Here is a 17,648-nt window from a genome sequence, read left to right on the forward strand (position 1 = left end):
ACCGGCAGGGCGGGGCGGGCCGAAGCCGGGGGCTCCGGCCGGGGCGCCACCAGGACGCTGGAAGCCGGGACGGGCGCCGCCGGCGCCGCCGGGAGCGCCACCGGGACGCTGGAAGGCACCCGGACGCTGACCGAAACCGGTCGGGCGCGGGGCCTGGCCGGGTCCACCCGGGCGAGGTGCTCCGGGCCGCGGGGCCGCGGGGCGAGGAATGTTGCTGGGCGACGTCGTGGACGGCGGGCGCTGGCCCATGCCCTGCGCGCTGGCGAACGGGTTGTTGCCCGGACGCGGTGTGGGGGTCTTGCCCATGCCCTGGTTGCTGGCGAACGGGTTGTTGCCCGGACGAGCGGCCGGCGGCTTCGGCACGGATGCCCCGGGCTTGGCGGCGCTGGACGGGCCACCCTCGGTCTTGGCGACCGGGGCATCCTTCGTGGGCGCGGTCTCGGCGACGGCGGCTGCAGTGGCAGCCTTTTCGGCTGCGGCGGCCTTCTCGGCGGCCTGAGCCTTCTCGGCGGCCTGAGCCTGACGTTCGGCGACGGTCAGCGGAGCCGACGGCATCGGCGGGGCGTCCGCGGCGGGAACAACCGCTGCGGGAGCCTCGACGACGGGACGGGCACCCGGCTTGACGGCGAGCTTGGCCGGGGACGGGCGTGCGCCGCCCGGCTTCGCGGGCGTGGCCGACGCTGTGGGGGTGGTGCCGGCCGGTGCGGCGGCAGCCGCGGGGGCCGCGGTGCTGGAGCCATCGGCTGCAAGGGCGGCACGCAGACGACGTGCAACCGGTGGTTCAACGCTACTGGACGGTCCCTTGACGAACTCGCCCATCTCTTTCAATTTAGCAAGGGCTACCTTGCTGTCGACGCCGAGCTCGCTAGCGATCTCGTGTACGCGTGGTTTCGCAGCCACAATTCTCCTGTTCCGGGTCTGCACCCGGAAAGGGGCAGACCGTTAGTAACGGACGGGTCTCATTTCGAGCCGCTCATTAGTTATCCATAAGCCTGTTCAGCCTGTTCTCTAGTTGATTCGCGTCCAAAGAACTGGTCACGCGAAGGGCACGCCCGAAAGCGTGTCGCCGCTGTGCGTCCTGGAAGCACGCGGTAGTGGGATGCAGCCACGCGCCTCGCCCGGGCAGAGTGGCGGTTTCATCCACCACGAGTTCCGATTCTCGGGCTACAACCCTCAGAAGAGAAGATCGCGGAGCGCGCGAACGGCATCCAATGCACGTTCTAACGGGATTCATCGTACCCCCTATTCCGTGTCCTCCAGAATGCTGTCCGGCTGGATGTCGATTTTCGCACCCGTGAGCTTCGCCGCGAGGCGGGCATTCTGGCCTTCCTTGCCGATCGCCAGCGAGAGCTGGTAGTCGGGAACGAGGGCCCGGACGGCCTTGATCGACTCGTCGATCACATAGGAGCTGGTCACCTTGGCCGGCGACAGTGCACTGGCGACGAAGGTGGCGAGGTCGGCCGAGTAGTCGACGATGTCGATCTTCTCGTTGTTGAGCTCCACCGTGACGGCGCGCACACGCTGGCCGAGTTCGCCGATGCAGGCACCCTTGGCGTTGACGCCGGGTTCCGTGGCGCGAACGGCCATCTTGGTGCGATGGCCGGCCTCGCGGGCCAGGGACACGATCTCGACGACGCCGCTGGCGATCTCCGGGACCTCGAGGGCGAACAGACGACGCACCAGCGAGGGGTGCGTGCGCGACACGGTGATCTGCGGACCCTTGAGACCCTTGCCGACCGCGGTGACATAGACGCGGATGCGCTGCCCGTGCACATAGCTCTCGCTCGGCACCTGCTCTTCGGGGGGCAGGATCGCTTCGATCGTGCCCAGGTCGACGTGGATCATGCGAGGGTTGGGCCCCTGCTGGATGATCCCGGCGACGATCTCACCCTCGCGTCCCTTGAACTCCCCGAGCACGGCGTCATCGGCCAGGTCGCGCAGACGCTGGTTGATGACCTGCTTCGCCGCGAAGGCCGCGATGCGGCCGAAGTCGGTGGGGTTGTCGACGGCCTCGCCGACGACGTTGCCCTCTTCATCGTGTTCGGGCACAAAAATGTCGACGTGGCCGGTCTTGCGGTCGAGTACGACGCGCGCTTCCGGCTCTTCCTCGACGGCCTGCTTCTCGCTGGCTCCACCCTGCTGGGTGTGCTTCACGTAGGCCGTCAGAATTGCTTGCTCAATAATCTGCACGAGTTCCTCGAAGGGAATCTCTTTCTCGCGCTCCAACTGCCGCAACACGCTGAGGTCGATGTCCATGGCCGGCCTCCTCTATTCAGATCTTGCCGCCGCGAAACTGCGCAGCGGGCTCGTTCTAGGGTAGCCGAATCCTCGGTGCCTCGTCACCCGAACGAGGCGGCGGGGCTACGCTGGGCGGATGGCCGCCGATTCCGTCTCCGACAACGCCCAACAGGCTGCTCGCGCGGCCGAGGGCAGCCGCACCTTCCAATTGCTCGCGCGGGCCGGTTACGCCACGAATGGGCTACTGCACATCATGATCGGCGCCATCGCGATCGGCGTGGCGAGAGGGGCAGGCGCAGAGTCCGCCGACCAGTCCGGCGCGCTCGGCCAGCTGGCACGCACCCCCGGCGGGGTCTTTGCGCTCTGGGTCGCGGTCTTCGCGCTGGCTGCACTGGGTTCGTGGTACCTGGTGCAGGCCTTCCTTGAACCGGCACCCGACCCGAAACGCAAGTGGGCTCATCGCGCCGTCCTGATCGGCAAGGGCGCGGTCTTCCTGTTCATCGCCGGAACGGCGTTCACCTTCGCTCGCGGGGCGTCGTCGAGCTCGTCGGAGTCCGCCAGCGACTCGACCGCGATGCTGCTGTCGATTCCCGGCGGCGTTGTCCTGCTCGTCGTCGCCGGCCTGGCCGTGGTGGTGATCGGCGGCGTTTTCGTCTTCCGCGGGGCCAGCCACGGGTTCACCGACAGCATCACGGTTCCTCGCGGCCCGGCCGGCACGCTGGTCGTCGTTCTCGGCACCGTGGGTTACATCGCGGAGGGCATCGCCCTGGCCGCCCTGGGCATCCTCTTCACCGTGGCGGCGTTCACGCTCGACCCGGAGAAGGCGACGGGCATGGACGGCGCGCTGAAGTCGCTCGTGGCGCTGCCGTTCGGGATGGCGATCCTGGTGCTGGTCGGCGCCGGGCTCATCGCCTACGGGGTGTCCTGCTTCGCCCGGGCCCGGCTCGCCCGCCTCTGACCCTCGCTCAGGCCGTTCTTCTGACCTGCTTCTTCTGACCTGCGCTCAGGCCGTCGCGGCGCAGGTTATGGAAGCAGGCGCATGGTAGACCGTGCGCCTGCTTCCGCAGGGTGCGCCGCGACGGCTCCGCGCGCGGCGGAGCGGCGCGGTCCAGGCGTCCGTCAGGCGAAGCTGGCGGCCAGGTCGGCGACGGCCACCTGGGTGCGCTCACCGGTGCGACGGTCCCAGAGTTCGACGATGCCGTCGGCCGCACCACGGCCGACGATGACGATCACAGGGATGCCGATCAGTTCCGCGTCGCCGAACTTCACGCCGGGCGAGACCTTGCGGCGGTCGTCGTAGAGCACGTCGCGGCGGGTTCCCTCGAGCATGTCGACCACGGTCCCGGCAGTCTCGAAGACCACCTCGTCACGGCCGGTGGCGATCACGTGCACGTCGAAGGGTGCCACGGTCTCGGGCCAGATCAGGCCCTTTGGGTCGTTGTTGAGCTCGGCGATGGTGGCGAGGATGCGGGTCACGCCGATTCCGTAGGAGCCCATCGTGACCGTGACGAGCTTGCCGTTCTCGTCGAGAACCTTGAGCCCGAGCGCCTCGGCGTACTTGCGGCCGAGCTGGAAAACGTGGCCGATCTCCATGCCACGGGCCAGCTCCACCGGGCCGGAGCCGTCAGGTGCCGGGTCACCCGCGCGCACCTCGGCCGCCTCGATGGCGCCGTCGACCGCGAAGTCCCGGCCGGCGACGAGTCCGAAGACGTGGCGGCCGGCCTCGTTCGCGCCGGTGATCCACTCGGTGCCCTCGACGACGCGGGGGTCAACCAGAAAACGGATGCCCGTGGCCGACTTCTCGCCGAGTACCGCTCCGTTCACGGACCAGGGTCCGATGTAGCCCTTGACCAACCCGGGGAATTTGGCGAAGTCGGTTTCGTTCGCGGCCTCCACCTCGGCGGGGGCGACGGCGACCTCGACGCGCTTGAGGTCCACCTCGCGGTCGCCGGGGAGGCCGATGACGAGGAGCTCACGGGTTCCGTCGGGCTGGATCAGCGCGAGGACGACATTCTTGAGGGTGTCCGCGCCGGTCCAGGCGCGGCCGTCGGGGCGCGGGTGGTCGCTGTTGGCACGGTCGACCAGCGTCTGGATGGTGGGGGTGTCCGGGGTGTCGAAGACCTCGGCGGCCGGGAAGCCGGCCCAGTCGATCGACGGCGGCACGACCGTGCGGAACGCCTCGATGTTGGCGGCGTAGCCGCCGGCCGAGCGCACGAAGGTGTCCTCGCCGACCGGGGTCGGGTGCAGGAACTCCTCGCTCTTGGATCCGCCCATCGCGCCGGCGTCCGCCTGCACGATGACGTACTCGAGGCCGAGCCGGGTGAAGATGCGCTCGTAGGCGTCGCGCTGGGCCTGGTAGCTCAGGTCGAGACCGGCATCCGTGTAGTCGAAGGAGTAGGCGTCCTTCATCGTGAATTCGCGGCCGCGCAGCAGCCCGCCGCGGGACCGGGCCTCGTCGCGATACTTGTCCTGGATCTGGAAGATCGACAGGGGCAGGTCCTTGTAGGAGCTGTACAGGTCTTTCACCAGGAGGGTGAAGACCTCTTCGTGGGTGGGCGCGAGGAGCATGTCGCTGCCCTTGCGGTCCGTGAGCCGGAAGAGGCCGTCACCGTACTCGTCCCAGCGGCCCGTGATCTCGTAGGGCTCGCGCGGAAGCAGGGCCGGGAAGTGCACCTCGAAGGCGCCGGCCGCGGCCATCTCCTCGCGCACGATCGCCTCGATCTTGGCCTTGACGCGCAGGCCGATCGGGAGCCACGCGAAGATTCCGGGGGCCTGGCGGCGGATGTACCCGGCGCGCACGAGCAGGCGGTGGCTGGTGACCTCGGCGTCCGAGGGGTCTTCGCGGAGGGTACGGAGGAAGTAGTTGGACATACGAATAGGCACGCACCTACTTTACGGCGCGCGAGCAGGGGTCGCGGCGCACCCGGCGGAACCGGGCGCACGTTCTACGGTGCGCCGACGTCCACAACCTGCGCCGCGAGCATTCGCGGTGAAGCTCGGCTACTTGGCGCCGACGGTCACGACCGGGGCGCCGAGGGAGTCCTCGCCGGGCGGCATCTCGGCGGCCATCCGGTTGGCCTCCTCGATCAGGGTCGCGACGATCTCGGACTCCGGCACGGTCTTGATGACCTCGCCGCGCACGAAGATCTGGCCCTTGCCGTTGCCCGACGCCACGCCGAGGTCGGCGTCGCGGGCCTCGCCCGGTCCGTTCACGACACAGCCCATCACGGCGACCCGGAGCGGCACGGTCATGCCCTCGAGGCCGTCGGTGACGTCGTTGGCCAGCTTGTACACGTCGACCTGGGCGCGGCCGCAGCTCGGGCAGGACACGATCTCGAGCTTGCGCTCGCGCAGGTTCAGCGACTGCAGGATCTGCAGGCCCACCTTGATCTCCTCGGCCGGGGGCGCGCTCAGCGACACCCGGATGGTGTCGCCGATGCCCTCGCCGAGCAGGATGCCGAACGCCGTGGCGCTCTTGATGGTGCCCTGGAACGACGGCCCGGCCTCGGTGACGCCGAGGTGCAGGGGCCAGTCGCCGCGTTCGGCGAGCAGGCGGTAGGCCTTGACCATGATCACCGGGTCGTTGTGCTTGACCGAGATCTTGAAGTCGTGGAAGTCGTGCTCCTCGAACAGGCTCGCCTCCCACACGGCGCTCTCGACGAGCGCCTCCGGGGTGGCCTTGCCGTACTTCTGCAGCAGGCTCGGCTCGAGCGAGCCGGCGTTGACGCCGATCCGGAGGGAGACGCCGGCGGCCTTGGCCGCGGCGGCGATCTTGCCGACCTGATCGTCGAACTTGCGGATGTTGCCCGGGTTGACGCGCACGGCGGCACAGCCGGCGTCGATCGCGGCGAACACGTAGCTCGGCTGGAAGTGGATGTCGGCGATGACCGGGATCTGGCTCTTCGCCGCGATGATCGGCAGCACCTCGGCGTCGTCGCGGCTGGGAACGGCGACGCGCACGATGTCGCAGCCGGATGCCGTGAGCTCGGCGATCTGCTGCAGGGTCGCGTTGATGTTCGTGGTCGGGGTCGTCGTCATCGACTGCACGCTCACGCGGGCGTCACCGCCGACGAGCACCTTGCCGACCTTGATCTGACGCGTCTTGCGACGCGGAGCGAGTACTTCAGGTACTTTGGGCATTCCCAGGTTGATTGCAGCCACGGCGATAGCTTACGCGCCAGGCCCGGGCGGAATCTGAACGGATGCCGGGTGGCCCCACACGGGCCCAGTCCCCCACCGAACTCACCCGCCCCAACCCCCCGATCGGCCCGACAAAGGAGCCAGACCATGAACACCACTGCCGTGCACGACAATGACGTCGTCATCCTTGCGGGCTCCCGCACCCCGCAGGGTCGGGTGAACGGCCAGCTCGCCGGCCTCACGGCCGTGCAGCTCGGAACCGCCGCCATCACCGGAGCTCTCGCCCGCGCCGGCGTGACGCCCGACCAGGTGGACTTCGTCCTGATGGGGCAGGTCCTGCAGGCCGGCTCGGGTCAGAACCCGTCCCGGCAGAGCGCCATCGGCGCCGGCATCCCGTGGAACACGCCGGCGATGACCTTGAACAAGGTGTGCCTGTCGGGGCTGGCCGCCGTGATCGACGCGGCCCGGCTCATCCGTCTCGGCGAAGCGGATGTCGTCGTCGCCGGCGGGCAGGAATCGATGTCGAACGCCCCGCACCTGCTGCCCGGCTCACGCACGGGCTGGGCCTACGGTAGCGTCACCATGCTCGACCACGCCGCCCACGACGGGTTGACGGATGCCTTCGACGGCCTCTCGATGGGTCTCTCCACCGAGCACGTCAACGAGCGTCTTGACCTGCAACGCGCCGACCAGGACGCCATCGCGGCCGCCTCGCACCAGCGTGCCGCGGCGGCCGCCGCGTCCGGCGTCTTCGACGACGAGATCACCCCGATCAGTGTTGCGCAGCGTCGGGGCGATCCCCTCGTGATCGCCACCGACGAGGGGGTGCGCGCCGACAGCACCACGGACACCCTGGGACGGCTGCGCCCTGCCTTCACCCCGGCCGGCACTGTCACGGCCGGTAACTCATCGCCGCTCAGCGACGGCGCCAGCGCGCTCGTGCTGTGCAGCCGCCGCTACGCGGCGGAGCACGGGCTGAGCTGGCTGGCTGTGGTGGAGGCCTCCGGCCAGGTCGCCGGACCGGACAACTCGCTGCACTCCCAGCCCGCGAACGCGATCCACCAGGCCCTGGCTCGCCAGGGCTGGACGGCCGCCGAGCTCGACCTGGTGGAGATCAACGAGGCCTTCGCCGCGGTGTCGCTCGAATCGACCCGGGAGCTCGGGCTCACCGCCGAGAAGGTCAACATCCACGGCGGGGCGATCGCCCTCGGGCACCCGATCGGGGCCTCGGGCGGCCGCCTCGCGCTGCACGCGGCACTCGAGCTGGCTCGGCGCGGCACCGGCAAAGCCGCCGTCGCCCTCTGCGGCGGCGGCGGCCAGGGTGAGGCGCTGCTGCTCTCCCGCTAGGCACCTTCCCGACGCCGAGAGTCGCCGTTTCTGCCCAGTTGACCTGGCGGAACGGCGACTCTCGGCGCTTCCGGCGACACTCGACGACCCTCGCCGCAGGGCTGCCCGGCGCCGCGCGTCAGCCGAAGATGTTGATGGGTTTGACGATGTCGGCGTAGATGAGCAGCAGGCTCATCGCACCCAGGACGACCACGACGGCGAAGGTGAGCGGCATCAGTTTCGCCGTGTCGACGGGGCCGGGGTCGGGGCGTTTGAACAGTTTGGCGAACTGGCGGCGCAGCCCCTCCCAGAGCGCGCCGGCGACGTGGCCGCCGTCGAGCGGCATCAGCGGAATCAGGTTGAACACGAACAGGGCCACGTTCAGCGAGGCCAGCAGCCCCAGCATGCTCGCGATCTTGCTGTTCACCGGGATGGCGTCGATGCTCGCGATCTCACCGGCCACACGGCCGACGCCGACCACGCTGATCGGGCCGTTCGGGTCGCGCTCCCCGGGCCCGAAGGCCGCGTTGGCGATGTCGATCATGCGCTGCGGCAGGTTGGCGATCATGTGAACCACGGCACCGATGTTCTCGCCCACCGCGGGCAGCACGGCGGTCGCCGGCTGCGGCACGAGCTCGCCCGCCGGTCCGATTCCGACGAAGCCGACCTGCTGGGTCACCGGCTCGCCGGCGGCATCCTCGGCGATCTCGCCGTCGGCATCGCTCACGTAGCGTTCGGTGAGTTTCGGGGTCATGGTCAGGGTCTGCTCGGTGCCGTCACGTTCGACGACCACAGCGAGCGGCGTGCCCGGCGACTCGCGGATGATCTCGGTGGACTGGTCCCAGCTGTCGATGGGGGTGCCGTTCATGCTGACCAGGCGGTCGCCCGGCGCCAGGCCGGCCGCGGCGCCGGGTGCCTGCTCGTCGGTGGGTTCACAGGTCTGCCGGCTGCTGGTGGCCGGCAGCACGCACTCGGACACACTGCCGACGGTGGTGCTGGCCTGAGCTGTTCCGAAGCCCATCAACAGCACGGCGAAGAGCACGACCGCGATCAGCAGGTTCATGGTGGGCCCGCCGAGCATGATGATCACGCGCTTGACGACGGGCAGACGGTAGAACGCGCGGTGGTCCTCACCCTCGCCGATGGTGTCGGCGCTGGACTGCCGGGCGTCGTCGACCATGGTCGCCATGGCACCGGGCTTCTTCTCGGGCTCGCCCTCCTGCACCAGCTGGTTGAAAAAACCGGTGCTGGATGCCTGCACCTTGCCGCCCTTTTTGGCCGGCGGGAACATGCCGATCATGGCGATATAGCCGCCGAGCGGAATGGCCTTCACGCCGTATTCGGTCTCTCCCTTGCGCCGGGACCACAGGGTGGGGCCGAAGCCGATCATGTACTGGGTGACCTTGACGCCGAAGAGCTTGGCGGGCAGCAGGTGCCCGATCTCGTGCAGGCCGATGGACAGGGCAAGGCCGACCACGACGATCAGAACGCCCAGAATATACAGCAGCACGGTTTCCACAGTCGTAGAGTACCCACTCCAGCCTGCAAGGGCGCTGGCCGTTCCCTCTGCAAGGTGTGGTTTGCTTGACTCCACGGATCCACGAGGAGGTCCCTTCTGTCCAAGCAACCCACCGTCGGCCCCATCGGCATCAGCCTGGCCGACCGTTTTCGAATCGACGCTCTCCTCGGAACGGGCGGGATGGCATCCGTCTACCGGGCCACCGACCTGTTCCTGGGCCGCACGGTCGCGGTCAAGCTGTTCCGGCTGGACACGGCCGACGACGCCGGGCCGGAGCGCCAGAGCGGCGAGGTCACGGTGCTCGCGAACCTCAACCACTTCGCGCTGGTGACCCTGTTCGATGCCGGGACCGCCGTGATCGACGGCGTCTCACGAACGTTCATCGTGATGGAACTCGTGGACGGCACGGATCTGCGCAGCAAGATCGCCGCCGGAGCGCTCAACCCGGAGGAGGTCGCCGTCATGGGCGCCGACCTCGCCGAGGCGCTGCACTACGTGCATGCGCAGGGCATCATCCACCGTGATATCAAGCCGGCGAACGTTCTGCTGGCCCCGTCGGGCTTCCCCGGGCGCGCCATGCACGCCAAGCTGGCCGACTTCGGCATCGCCCGCCTCTTCGATGCGACCCGCCTCACCGCGACCGGATCGCTGCTCGGCACGGCCGGCTACCTGAGCCCCGAGCAGGCCCTCGGCAGCACGATCGGCCCGCCCAGCGACGTCTATTCGCTCGGGCTCGTGCTGCTCGAGTGCCTCACCGGCGAGCGCGCTTTCACCGGCACGGCGATCGAGTCGGCGATGGCCAGGCTGCAGCGTCAACCGCACATCCCGGTTGAACTCGGCCAGGCGTGGGCCGAGGTTCTTCTCGGCATGACGGCCCGCGAGCCCGCAGAACGGCTCCGTGCCGGGGACGCGGCCGTGCAGCTGCGGCGCCTGGCCACCGGGGACAGCACCGCCGATGTGACCGCGATCACCGTGGCGATGGCAGCCGCCGGGGCCACGGAGGCCACCGAGATCCTGGACCCCACCGCCGTCCTCGGGGCCACAAAGATCCTGGATCCCACCGCCGTCCTCGGTGCCACCGAGCGGCTGGAACCCACAGAGGTGCTTGGCGCCACAGAGATCCTGGAACCCACCGCCGTGCTCGGTGCGGCGACCGAGGCTCCCGAGCCCACCGCCGTGCTGGCTGCCACGAAGGTCTTCACCGCGCCCCGCCCCGGCGCGGATGCCGCCACCGAGTTTCTGACCCCGGCCGGAACCCCCGCGGCCGCGCGGTCGGCCGGCAGCGCACCCGAACGCTCTCCGGGCAGCGCGCCCACCACCACCGACGCGACTCCCCCGTGGCGCCGCCCCCGCGTGCTGGTCGCCCTCGGGGTCCTGGTCGCGCTCATCATCCTCGCGGTCGTGGTCTTCTCCCCCCGGGCTGCCGAACCGGCCCCGCCGGCCGCCACCTACCCGGCCGTCGACGGATCTCTCGGCACCAATCTGAAGCAGCTCCAGGAAAGCGTGACGCCATGACGCCCCGTACCCGCCTGGCGATCGCGCTGGCCGCCGTCGTCGTCGTCGCATCCGCCCTGACCGGATGCTCGAGCCCGCCCCCCGATCTGCAGCAGACGACCGCGACCCAGCTGCAGGCGGGAGTGCAAACCCTCACCACGGCCGCAGCGGCCGGCGACCTGGAGGCCGCTCAAGCCTCGCTCGATGCGGTGCAGGCCGACCTGCTGACCGCCGCCGCGGCCGACCAGGTCAGCGCGGCGCGGGCGGCCCAGATCCAGTCCGCCCTCAACCTGGTCTCCGCCGATCTGGCCGCCGCGATCGAGGCGAGCAAGCCGGCGCCGACGGTGGCCCCTGCCCCGGCCCCGAGCGACGAACCGGCATCCGTTGACAAGGACAACAACAAGGACAACGGTAAGTGCAAGAAGAAGGACGACGACTGCGACGACGACGGCGACGACTAGGGCCGACAGTGTCGACCTGATGCCGGGAGGACCCATGCCCCACCAGCTCGTTGTCGGCTCCGGCATGATCGGGCGCCCGCTGGCCGAGCGCCTTGCCGGCCGGGGTGATCAGGTCACGGTAGGGACCCGTTCCGGCGCTGGAGTACCCGGGGCAGAGTCGGTCGTGCTGAATGCGGGCGACGGCCCGGCCTTCACGCGGGCGGCGACCGGAATGTCGACGATCTTCCTGTGCACCAACCCGCGATACACCGACTGGACCACGCAGTGGCCTCCGGTCATCGACGCGGCGATCGCGGCGGCATCCTCGACCGGCGCCCGCCTGGTCGTGATGGGAAACCTCTACCCGTACGGGTCACCGACCGGGCCGATGACCGAGCACTCACCGGAGACGACCACCGAGACCAAGGGCCTCGTGCGGAAGGAAATCTGGCACCGAGTGCGGGATGCCCACGCCCGCCACGAGATCACGGGCGTCGAGGTGCGGGCGAGTGACTACTTCGGGCCCGGCGTCGCCGGAACGGCCCACCTCGGCGACCGGTTCTTCACCGCCATCCTGCAATCGGAGACGGCGCGGGTCGTGGGCCGGCCAGGGCGGGTGCACAGCTGGAGTTACCTGCCGGACATCGTCACCACCCTCGTGGCCGCGGCCGACCACCCGGGCGAGTGGGGCCGCCTCTGGCATGTGCCGAGCACGGCGGTCACCCGCTGGGACATCGCCGCCCAGCTGAACCGGCACTACGGCAGCCATGGCACGGTCGCCGGCTACCCCCAGTGGCTGCTCACATCACTCGGTCTGCTGAACCCGATGATGCACGAGATCTGGGCCTCGAGCTACCAGTTCCTGGTGCCGTACATCATCGACTCCATCGAGACCGAACGCCTTCTCGGCGTCGCCAAGACCCCGTGGGCGGATGCCCTCTTCACCACCGCCGACAGCTACCGCGCCTCGACAGACACAGCCTGAACGCCGGTGCCTGAGCTGCGCGCTCTCAGCGGGCGAGCATTTTGTCGGCCGTCGCGCGGGCCCACTCCTCGGCTCCGGACAGCGATTCGCGGGTGAGCGGGCCGTCCTGCTCATGCGTGTCCACGACGCGCTGGATCGTGTCGACGATGTCCAGGAACCCGATGGTGCCGGCGTGGAAGGCCGCAACGGCCTGCTCGTTCGCGGCGTTGAACACCGCGGGATAGGTGCCGCCCGCGCGCCCCACCTGCTTGGCCAGATCGACGGCCGGGAACGCGGTCGTGTCCAGGGGTTCGAAGGTCCAGTTCTGCGGGGTGGTCCAGTTGATCGGGGTGCCGACCGCAGCGACGCGGTTCGGCCAGTCCAGCCCGAGGGAGATCGGCAGGCGCATGTCGGGCGGGGAGGCCTGCGCGATGGTCGATCCGTCGATGTACTCGACCATGGAGTGCACGACCGATTGGGGGTGCACGACCACGTCGATCCGCTCGTATTCCACGTCGAACAGCAGATGCGCCTCGATCACCTCGAGGCCCTTGTTCACGAGCGTCGCCGAATTCGTGGTGACCACGAGTCCCATGGTCCAGGTGGGGTGCGCGAGGGCCTCCGCCGGGGTGACCTCCGCCAGCTGGCCCCGCCGGCGACCACGGAACGGGCCCCCGGATGCCGTGAGCACCAGTCGCCGCACCTCGCCGGCCGTCCCCGACCGCAACGCCTGCGCGATGGCGGAGTGCTCGGAGTCGACGGGCACGATCTGCCCCGGTGCCGCCAGTGACTTCACCAGGTCCCCGCCCACGATCAGCGATTCCTTGTTGGCCAGCGCGAGGGTGCGCCCGGCCCGCAGCGCGGCCAGGGTCGGGCCGAGGCCCACGGAGCCCGTGATGCCGTTGAGCACGACGTCGGCATCGACATCCCGCACCAGCTGTTCGGCCTCGTCCGCGCCGAGTGCCGTGTGTTCCACGTCGAATTCGTCGGCCTGCGCCTCGAGCATCTCCCGGTTGCTGCCGGCCGACAGTCCGACCACCTCGAACCGGGTGGGATTGGCCTTGATCACGTCGAGGGCCTGGGTTCCGATGGAGCCGGTCGACCCGAGAATTACTACTCGTCTGCGCATCCTGCAACTGTAGGTGGCGCCGCCGCCTTTCGTGCCGGGGCGGGCCGTGGCGGTAGGGTCCAAGGATGACCGGTGCCAAAGAAGAACCCCAGGACGAATCTCCCGTCGACCCATCCGCGGGGCAATCGGAGCCCACCAAACGGCCCGGATTCGTCTACTTCCTGGGCTACGGCATCATGGCCCCGATCGCACGCCTGGTCTTCCGGCCCACCATCACCGGGCGGGAGAACATCCCCCGTACCGGCCCCGTGATCCTGGCCAGCAACCACCTGTCCTTCATCGACAGCATCGTGATTCCGCTCGTCGCACCCCGGCGCGTGCAGTTCCTGGCCAAGTCCACCTACTTCACCGGCACCGGTTTCACGGGCTTCGTTTCGCGCACCTTCTTCACCTCGATCGGTGCGGTCGGGGTCGAACGTGGCGCGGGGCAGGCCGCACAGGACGCGCTCGACGCGGGCCGCAGCATCCTCGAGGCGGACAGTGCGTTCGCGATCTACCCGGAGGGAACGCGTTCCCTCGACGGGCGGCTGTACAAGGGCCGCACGGGCGTGGCGTGGCTCGCCCTCACCACCGGCGCCGTCGTGGTGCCGGTCGGACTGATCGGCACGCAGGAGATCCAGCCGGTCGGTGCGAAGTACCCCCGCATCCGCAAGGTCACGGTCGCCTTCGGCGAACCCCTCGACCTCGGCCACCACGGTTCCGCGGAGTCGGGCAAGGCCAGGCGCGGCGCGACCGACGAGATCATGGCCGCGATCCATGGCCTGTCCCGGCAGGAACTGGCCGGGAAATACAACGAATCACCGCCGGCCGGCACGCTGCAGAAGATCGCCGACAAGGTCTTCCCCCGCGAACGCGTCTAGCCGGGAAACACCCCCGAAATGGACGCGACCTAAGCTGGGGGGTATGTCTGACACGTATTCGGTACCCCAGGAGCGCAAGCTCGTCACGGCCCTTCCCGGCCCCAAGTCCGTCGAATTGCAGGAACGGCGCCTGCGCGCGGTTTCGCGCGGCGCCGGCACGCTGGCGAACATCTACATGGATCACGGAGCCGGGGCGATCCTCGTCGATGTGGACGGCAACCAGATCATCGACCTCGGTTGCGGCATCGGCGTGACCACCATCGGCCATGCGAACGACGAGGTGGCCGCGGCCGCCGCCGCGCAGGCCGCCAAGCTCACCCACACCCTGTTCACAGTCACCCCGTACGAGAACTACGTGGCCGTCGCAGAGAAGCTCGCCGAGATCACCCCGGGCGACTTCGAGAAGCGCTCCATCCTGGTGAACACCGGTGCGGAAGCGGTGGAGAACGCCGTGAAGATCGCCCGCAAGTTCACCGGCCGCCGCGCCATCGTGGCGCTCGATCACGCCTTCCACGGTCGCACCAACCTGACCATGGCGATGACGTACCGCCCCTGGCCGGAGCGCGCCGGAATGGGACCGTTCCCCGGTGAGATCTACAGCGTGCCCACCAGCTACCCCTACCGCGACGGACTGACCGGCGAAGAGGCCGCCGAGAAGACCATCGACTACATCAACACCCACATCGGTGCCACCGAAATCGCCGCGTTCTTCATCGAACCGGTGCAGGGCGACGGCGGAATCGTCATCCCCGCCCCCGGTTTCTTCAAGCGCCTCCGCGAATTCTGCACCGAGAACGGCATCGTCTTCGTCTCCGACGAGATCCAGGCCGGCATCGCCCGCACCGGCACCTGGTACGGCATCGAGCACCACGACGTGGTGCCGGACCTCGTCACCACGGCCAAGGGCATCGCCGGCGGGTTCCCGCTCGCCGCCGTCACCGGCCGTGCCGACATCATGGATTCCGTGCAGCCCGGCGGAATCGGCGGAACCTTCGGCGGTAACCCGGTCTCCACCGCGGCCGCCCTCGCCGTCTTCGACCTGATCGAGCGTGACGACCTGCTCGGCGAGGCCCGCCGCGTCGAGAAGGCCCTCTGGGCGCGCATCGGCGACTGGCCGAAGCGGTTCTCGGTCGTCGGCGACGTGCGCGGCAAGGGCGCCATGTTCGGAGTGGAGCTCGTTCACCCGGGCACGACCACGCCGTACCCCGAGGCCCTCACCGCGATCATCAAGCACGCGACCACGAACGGCGTGATCGTGCTGGATGCCGGCAGTTGGGACTCCGTGCTGCGCATCATGCCCTCGGTCGTCATCTCCGAGGCCCTGATCGACGACGCCGCCTCCGTGATCGAGGAAACCCTGGCCGCCCTCTCCGGCCTGTAGCCCGCAGCTCCGCCGGCGGCCGGTGGTTGAGCCTGTCGAAACCAGGTCCGCTCCGGAGCGGGTCTCGACAAGCTCGACCACCGGGGCTCCGGAGCGGGTCTCGACAAGCTCGACCACCGGGGGTGCGACGACGGGTGGGGGGCGCGACTTTCAGGGCTGTCAGGGGGTGGCGGCGACCGTCTGCGGCTCGTGCGCGACCGGGAAGTTCACGGATGCGGCGATGAAGCAGAGCCGGGCGGCCTCCGCGTGCAGAGACTGCGCGAGTTCGACCTGAGCCGGGTCGGCCACCGTGACGCGCGGGCGCAGGGTCGCCTCGGTGAAGTGGCCGCCGCCATCCGTCGTCTGCACCATGGACCCGGTCGCGTCGTCGGTGTACGCGACGACCCGCACACCGTGCTTCACGGCGACGTGCAGGTAGCTCATCAGGTGGCATTCGCTGAGCGCGGCCAGCAGCAGTTCTTCCGGGTTCCACCGGTCGGCGTCCCCGTGGAAGGTCGGATCGGCCGACGCGCTGATCGGCTCCTTGCCGGGCGCGGTGATCAGGTGGTCCCGGCCGTACTCCCGGTAACCGCTGGTGCCGGTGCCGCGGTTTCCCGTCCAGGCGACGTTCACGGCGTAGTGGTGGGAACCGATCACGGCGTCTCCTTCGATGTGCGCGTCCGTGCGGGCCCGATCCGTGGCCCACAACCGGCCCAAACGCGGCCCGGGAATCGATTGTCTCAGCAATTCGCTGCGCCGCCCGTCGCACGGATCGGTAAACTGGTCCCATCATGACTGACACGCTGACGCCCTCGACCTCCCCGTCCACCTCCGCAACCCCGGTTTACACGGTGCCGCAGGAACGAAAGATCGTCACCGCGATCCCGGGCCCACGCTCGAAGGAACTCCAGCAGCGCAGGCTCGCCGTCGTGTCCGGCGGCGTCGCCTCCGCCCTCCCCGTCTACATCAAGAAGGCGAACGGCGCCATCCTCGTCGACGTCGACGACAACCAGTTCATCGACCTGGGCGCCGGCATCGGCGTGACCACGATCGGCCACACCGACACCAGCGTGGTCGCCGCCGCCGTCGAGCAGACCCAGGACTTCATCCACACCCTCTTCACCATCACGCCGTACGAGGAATACGTGCGCGTCTGCGAGCTGCTCGCCGAGCACACCCCCGGTGATTTCGCGAAGAAGTCGGTACTGATCAACTCGGGTGCCGAGGCCGTCGAGAACGGCGTCAAGATCGCCCGCAAGCACACCGGCCGCCGCGCCGTCGCCGTGCTCGACCACGCCTACCACGGCCGCACCGTGCTGACCATGGCCATGAACTACAAGGCCATGCCCTACGCGACCGGTTACGGCCCTCTCGCCAGCGACGTCTACCACGCCCCCAGCTCCTACCCGTATCACGACGGTCTGAGCGGTGCGGATGCCGCGGCGCGCACCATCGCGTACCTCGAGAAGGTCGTCGGACCCACCGACCTGGCCTGCCTGGTCGTCGAGCCCATCCAGGGTGAGGGCGGCTTCATGGTTCCGGCCGAGGGCTACTTCACCGCCCTGCAGGCCTGGTGCACCGCGAACGGCGTCGTCATGATCGCCGACGAGATCCAGAGCGGCATGGCCCGCACCGGTAAGTACTACGCCAGCGAGCACTTCGGCTGGATCCCCGACCTCGTGCTCACCGCCAAGGGCATCGCCGGCGGCATGCCGCTGGCCGCCGTCACCGGTCGCGCCGAGATCATGGACTCCTCCCAGCCCGGCGGTCTGGGCGGCACCTTCGGCGGAAACCCGGTCTCCTGCGCCGCGGCCATCGCGGTGTTCGAGTCGATCGAGAACAACAACCTGCTCGCCGAGGGTGTGCGCATCGAGAACACGCTGCGCGCCGGCCTCGGGGCGCTCAAGGAGAAGTACGACATCATCGGTGAGGTCCGCGGCCGCGGCGCCATGATCGCGATCGAGCTCGTGCAGCCGGGCACCGGCGACAGCACCAAGGCGCCGAACGCCGCCGCCGTGTCCTCCATCGCCGCCTACGCCGCCCAGAACGGCGTGCTGCTGCTCACCGCCGGCACCTACGGCAACGTGCTGCGCTTCCTGCCGAGCCTGGCCGTGAGCGACGCCCTGCTGAACGATGCCCTCTCGGTCATCGACGACGCCATCGCCGCGCTCTAAGCGC

The 17,648-nt window shown here is 69.3% G+C and carries 16 protein-coding genes; 8 read left to right on the forward strand and 8 right to left on the reverse strand.

Translation table 11 applies throughout. The features are described from left to right. The 3 genes from E3T49_RS07135 to nusA form a co-directional block, all read right to left on the reverse strand. A partial coding sequence (locus tag E3T49_RS07135) for a translation initiation factor IF-2 N-terminal domain-containing protein (RefSeq protein ID WP_174722395.1) occupies positions 1 to 900 on the reverse strand: 900 nt, incomplete at its 3' end. 76 nt (positions 901 to 976) lie between these two features. Next, on the reverse strand, positions 977 to 1,234 hold the full coding sequence (locus tag E3T49_RS07140; RefSeq protein ID WP_134424278.1) for a YlxR family protein: 258 nt from the start codon (positions 1,232 to 1,234) through the stop codon (positions 977 to 979). A gap of 8 nt (positions 1,235 to 1,242) precedes the next feature. After that, complete coding sequence (gene nusA, locus E3T49_RS07145) at positions 1,243 to 2,256, reverse strand: transcription termination factor NusA (RefSeq protein ID WP_134424279.1); 1,014 nt, start codon at positions 2,254 to 2,256, stop codon at positions 1,243 to 1,245. A 118-nt stretch (positions 2,257 to 2,374) separates the two neighbouring features. On the opposite strand from nusA, the gene E3T49_RS07150 reads away from it, so the two are divergent. Further along, complete coding sequence (locus tag E3T49_RS07150; RefSeq protein ID WP_134424280.1) at positions 2,375 to 3,196, forward strand: DUF1206 domain-containing protein; 822 nt, start codon at positions 2,375 to 2,377, stop codon at positions 3,194 to 3,196. A gap of 161 nt (positions 3,197 to 3,357) precedes the next feature. Here the strand turns inward: E3T49_RS07150 and E3T49_RS07155 are convergent, their stop codons facing one another. After that, entirely contained in the window at positions 3,358 to 5,109 is a 1,752-nt protein-coding gene (locus E3T49_RS07155; protein ID WP_134424299.1) for a proline--tRNA ligase, read from the reverse strand. A gap of 129 nt (positions 5,110 to 5,238) precedes the next feature. Further along, entirely contained in the window at positions 5,239 to 6,399 is a 1,161-nt protein-coding gene (gene ispG, locus E3T49_RS07160) for a flavodoxin-dependent (E)-4-hydroxy-3-methylbut-2-enyl-diphosphate synthase (RefSeq protein ID WP_174722397.1), read from the reverse strand. 126 nt (positions 6,400 to 6,525) lie between these two features. Here ispG and E3T49_RS07165 point away from each other — a divergent pair, with 126 nt between their 5' ends. Then, the gene (locus E3T49_RS07165) at positions 6,526 to 7,725 is read left to right on the forward strand and encodes an acetyl-CoA C-acetyltransferase (protein WP_134424281.1); all 1,200 of its coding nucleotides are present in this window, start codon (positions 6,526 to 6,528) and stop codon (positions 7,723 to 7,725) included. Between the two features lie 118 nt (positions 7,726 to 7,843). Here the strand turns inward: E3T49_RS07165 and E3T49_RS07170 are convergent, their stop codons facing one another. Further along, positions 7,844 to 9,223 (reverse strand): M50 family metallopeptidase, encoded by a 1,380-nt coding sequence (locus E3T49_RS07170; RefSeq protein ID WP_198414231.1) that lies wholly within the window; start codon positions 9,221 to 9,223, stop codon positions 7,844 to 7,846. A gap of 153 nt (positions 9,224 to 9,376) precedes the next feature. Here E3T49_RS07170 and E3T49_RS16735 point away from each other — a divergent pair, with 153 nt between their 5' ends. The 3 genes from E3T49_RS16735 to E3T49_RS07185 are packed head-to-tail and all read left to right on the forward strand — an operon-like array spanning position 9,377 to position 12,142. After that, positions 9,377 to 10,738: a serine/threonine-protein kinase gene (locus E3T49_RS16735; protein WP_277613092.1), complete on the forward strand. Its 1,362-nt coding sequence runs from the start codon at positions 9,377 to 9,379 to the stop codon at positions 10,736 to 10,738. Beyond that, a complete protein-coding gene (locus E3T49_RS07180) occupies positions 10,735 to 11,178 on the forward strand; it encodes a hypothetical protein (protein ID WP_134424283.1) in 444 nt (147 codons plus the stop codon). Before E3T49_RS16735 ends, E3T49_RS07180 begins: the two co-directional genes overlap by 4 nt. A gap of 34 nt (positions 11,179 to 11,212) precedes the next feature. Beyond that, positions 11,213 to 12,142 (forward strand): Rossmann-fold NAD(P)-binding domain-containing protein, encoded by a 930-nt coding sequence (locus tag E3T49_RS07185; protein WP_134424284.1) that lies wholly within the window; start codon positions 11,213 to 11,215, stop codon positions 12,140 to 12,142. 25 nt (positions 12,143 to 12,167) lie between these two features. On the opposite strand, the gene dxr is transcribed toward E3T49_RS07185, so the two are convergent. After that, positions 12,168 to 13,250: a 1-deoxy-D-xylulose-5-phosphate reductoisomerase gene (gene dxr, locus E3T49_RS07190; protein ID WP_134424285.1), complete on the reverse strand. Its 1,083-nt coding sequence runs from the start codon at positions 13,248 to 13,250 to the stop codon at positions 12,168 to 12,170. Between the two features lie 65 nt (positions 13,251 to 13,315). Here dxr and E3T49_RS07195 point away from each other — a divergent pair, with 65 nt between their 5' ends. Both E3T49_RS07195 and E3T49_RS07200 read left to right on the forward strand, forming a co-directional pair. Continuing rightward, on the forward strand, positions 13,316 to 14,110 hold the full coding sequence (locus E3T49_RS07195; RefSeq protein ID WP_134424286.1) for a lysophospholipid acyltransferase family protein: 795 nt from the start codon (positions 13,316 to 13,318) through the stop codon (positions 14,108 to 14,110). 43 nt (positions 14,111 to 14,153) lie between these two features. Then, positions 14,154 to 15,491, forward strand: a complete 1,338-nt coding sequence (locus E3T49_RS07200) for an aminotransferase class III-fold pyridoxal phosphate-dependent enzyme (protein WP_134424287.1) — start codon at positions 14,154 to 14,156, stop codon at positions 15,489 to 15,491. A 159-nt stretch (positions 15,492 to 15,650) separates the two neighbouring features. Here E3T49_RS07200 and E3T49_RS07205 read toward each other — a convergent pair whose 3' ends face one another. After that, positions 15,651 to 16,127 (reverse strand): OsmC family protein, encoded by a 477-nt coding sequence (locus tag E3T49_RS07205; protein WP_134424288.1) that lies wholly within the window; start codon positions 16,125 to 16,127, stop codon positions 15,651 to 15,653. A gap of 134 nt (positions 16,128 to 16,261) precedes the next feature. On the opposite strand from E3T49_RS07205, the gene gabT reads away from it, so the two are divergent. After that, on the forward strand, positions 16,262 to 17,644 hold the full coding sequence (gene gabT, locus E3T49_RS07210; protein ID WP_134424289.1) for a 4-aminobutyrate--2-oxoglutarate transaminase: 1,383 nt from the start codon (positions 16,262 to 16,264) through the stop codon (positions 17,642 to 17,644). Positions 17,645 to 17,648 lie beyond the last annotated feature (4 nt).

Source organism: Cryobacterium cryoconiti, assembly GCF_004403065.1.
GTDB classification, from domain to species: Bacteria; Actinomycetota; Actinomycetes; order Actinomycetales; family Microbacteriaceae; genus Cryobacterium; species Cryobacterium cryoconiti.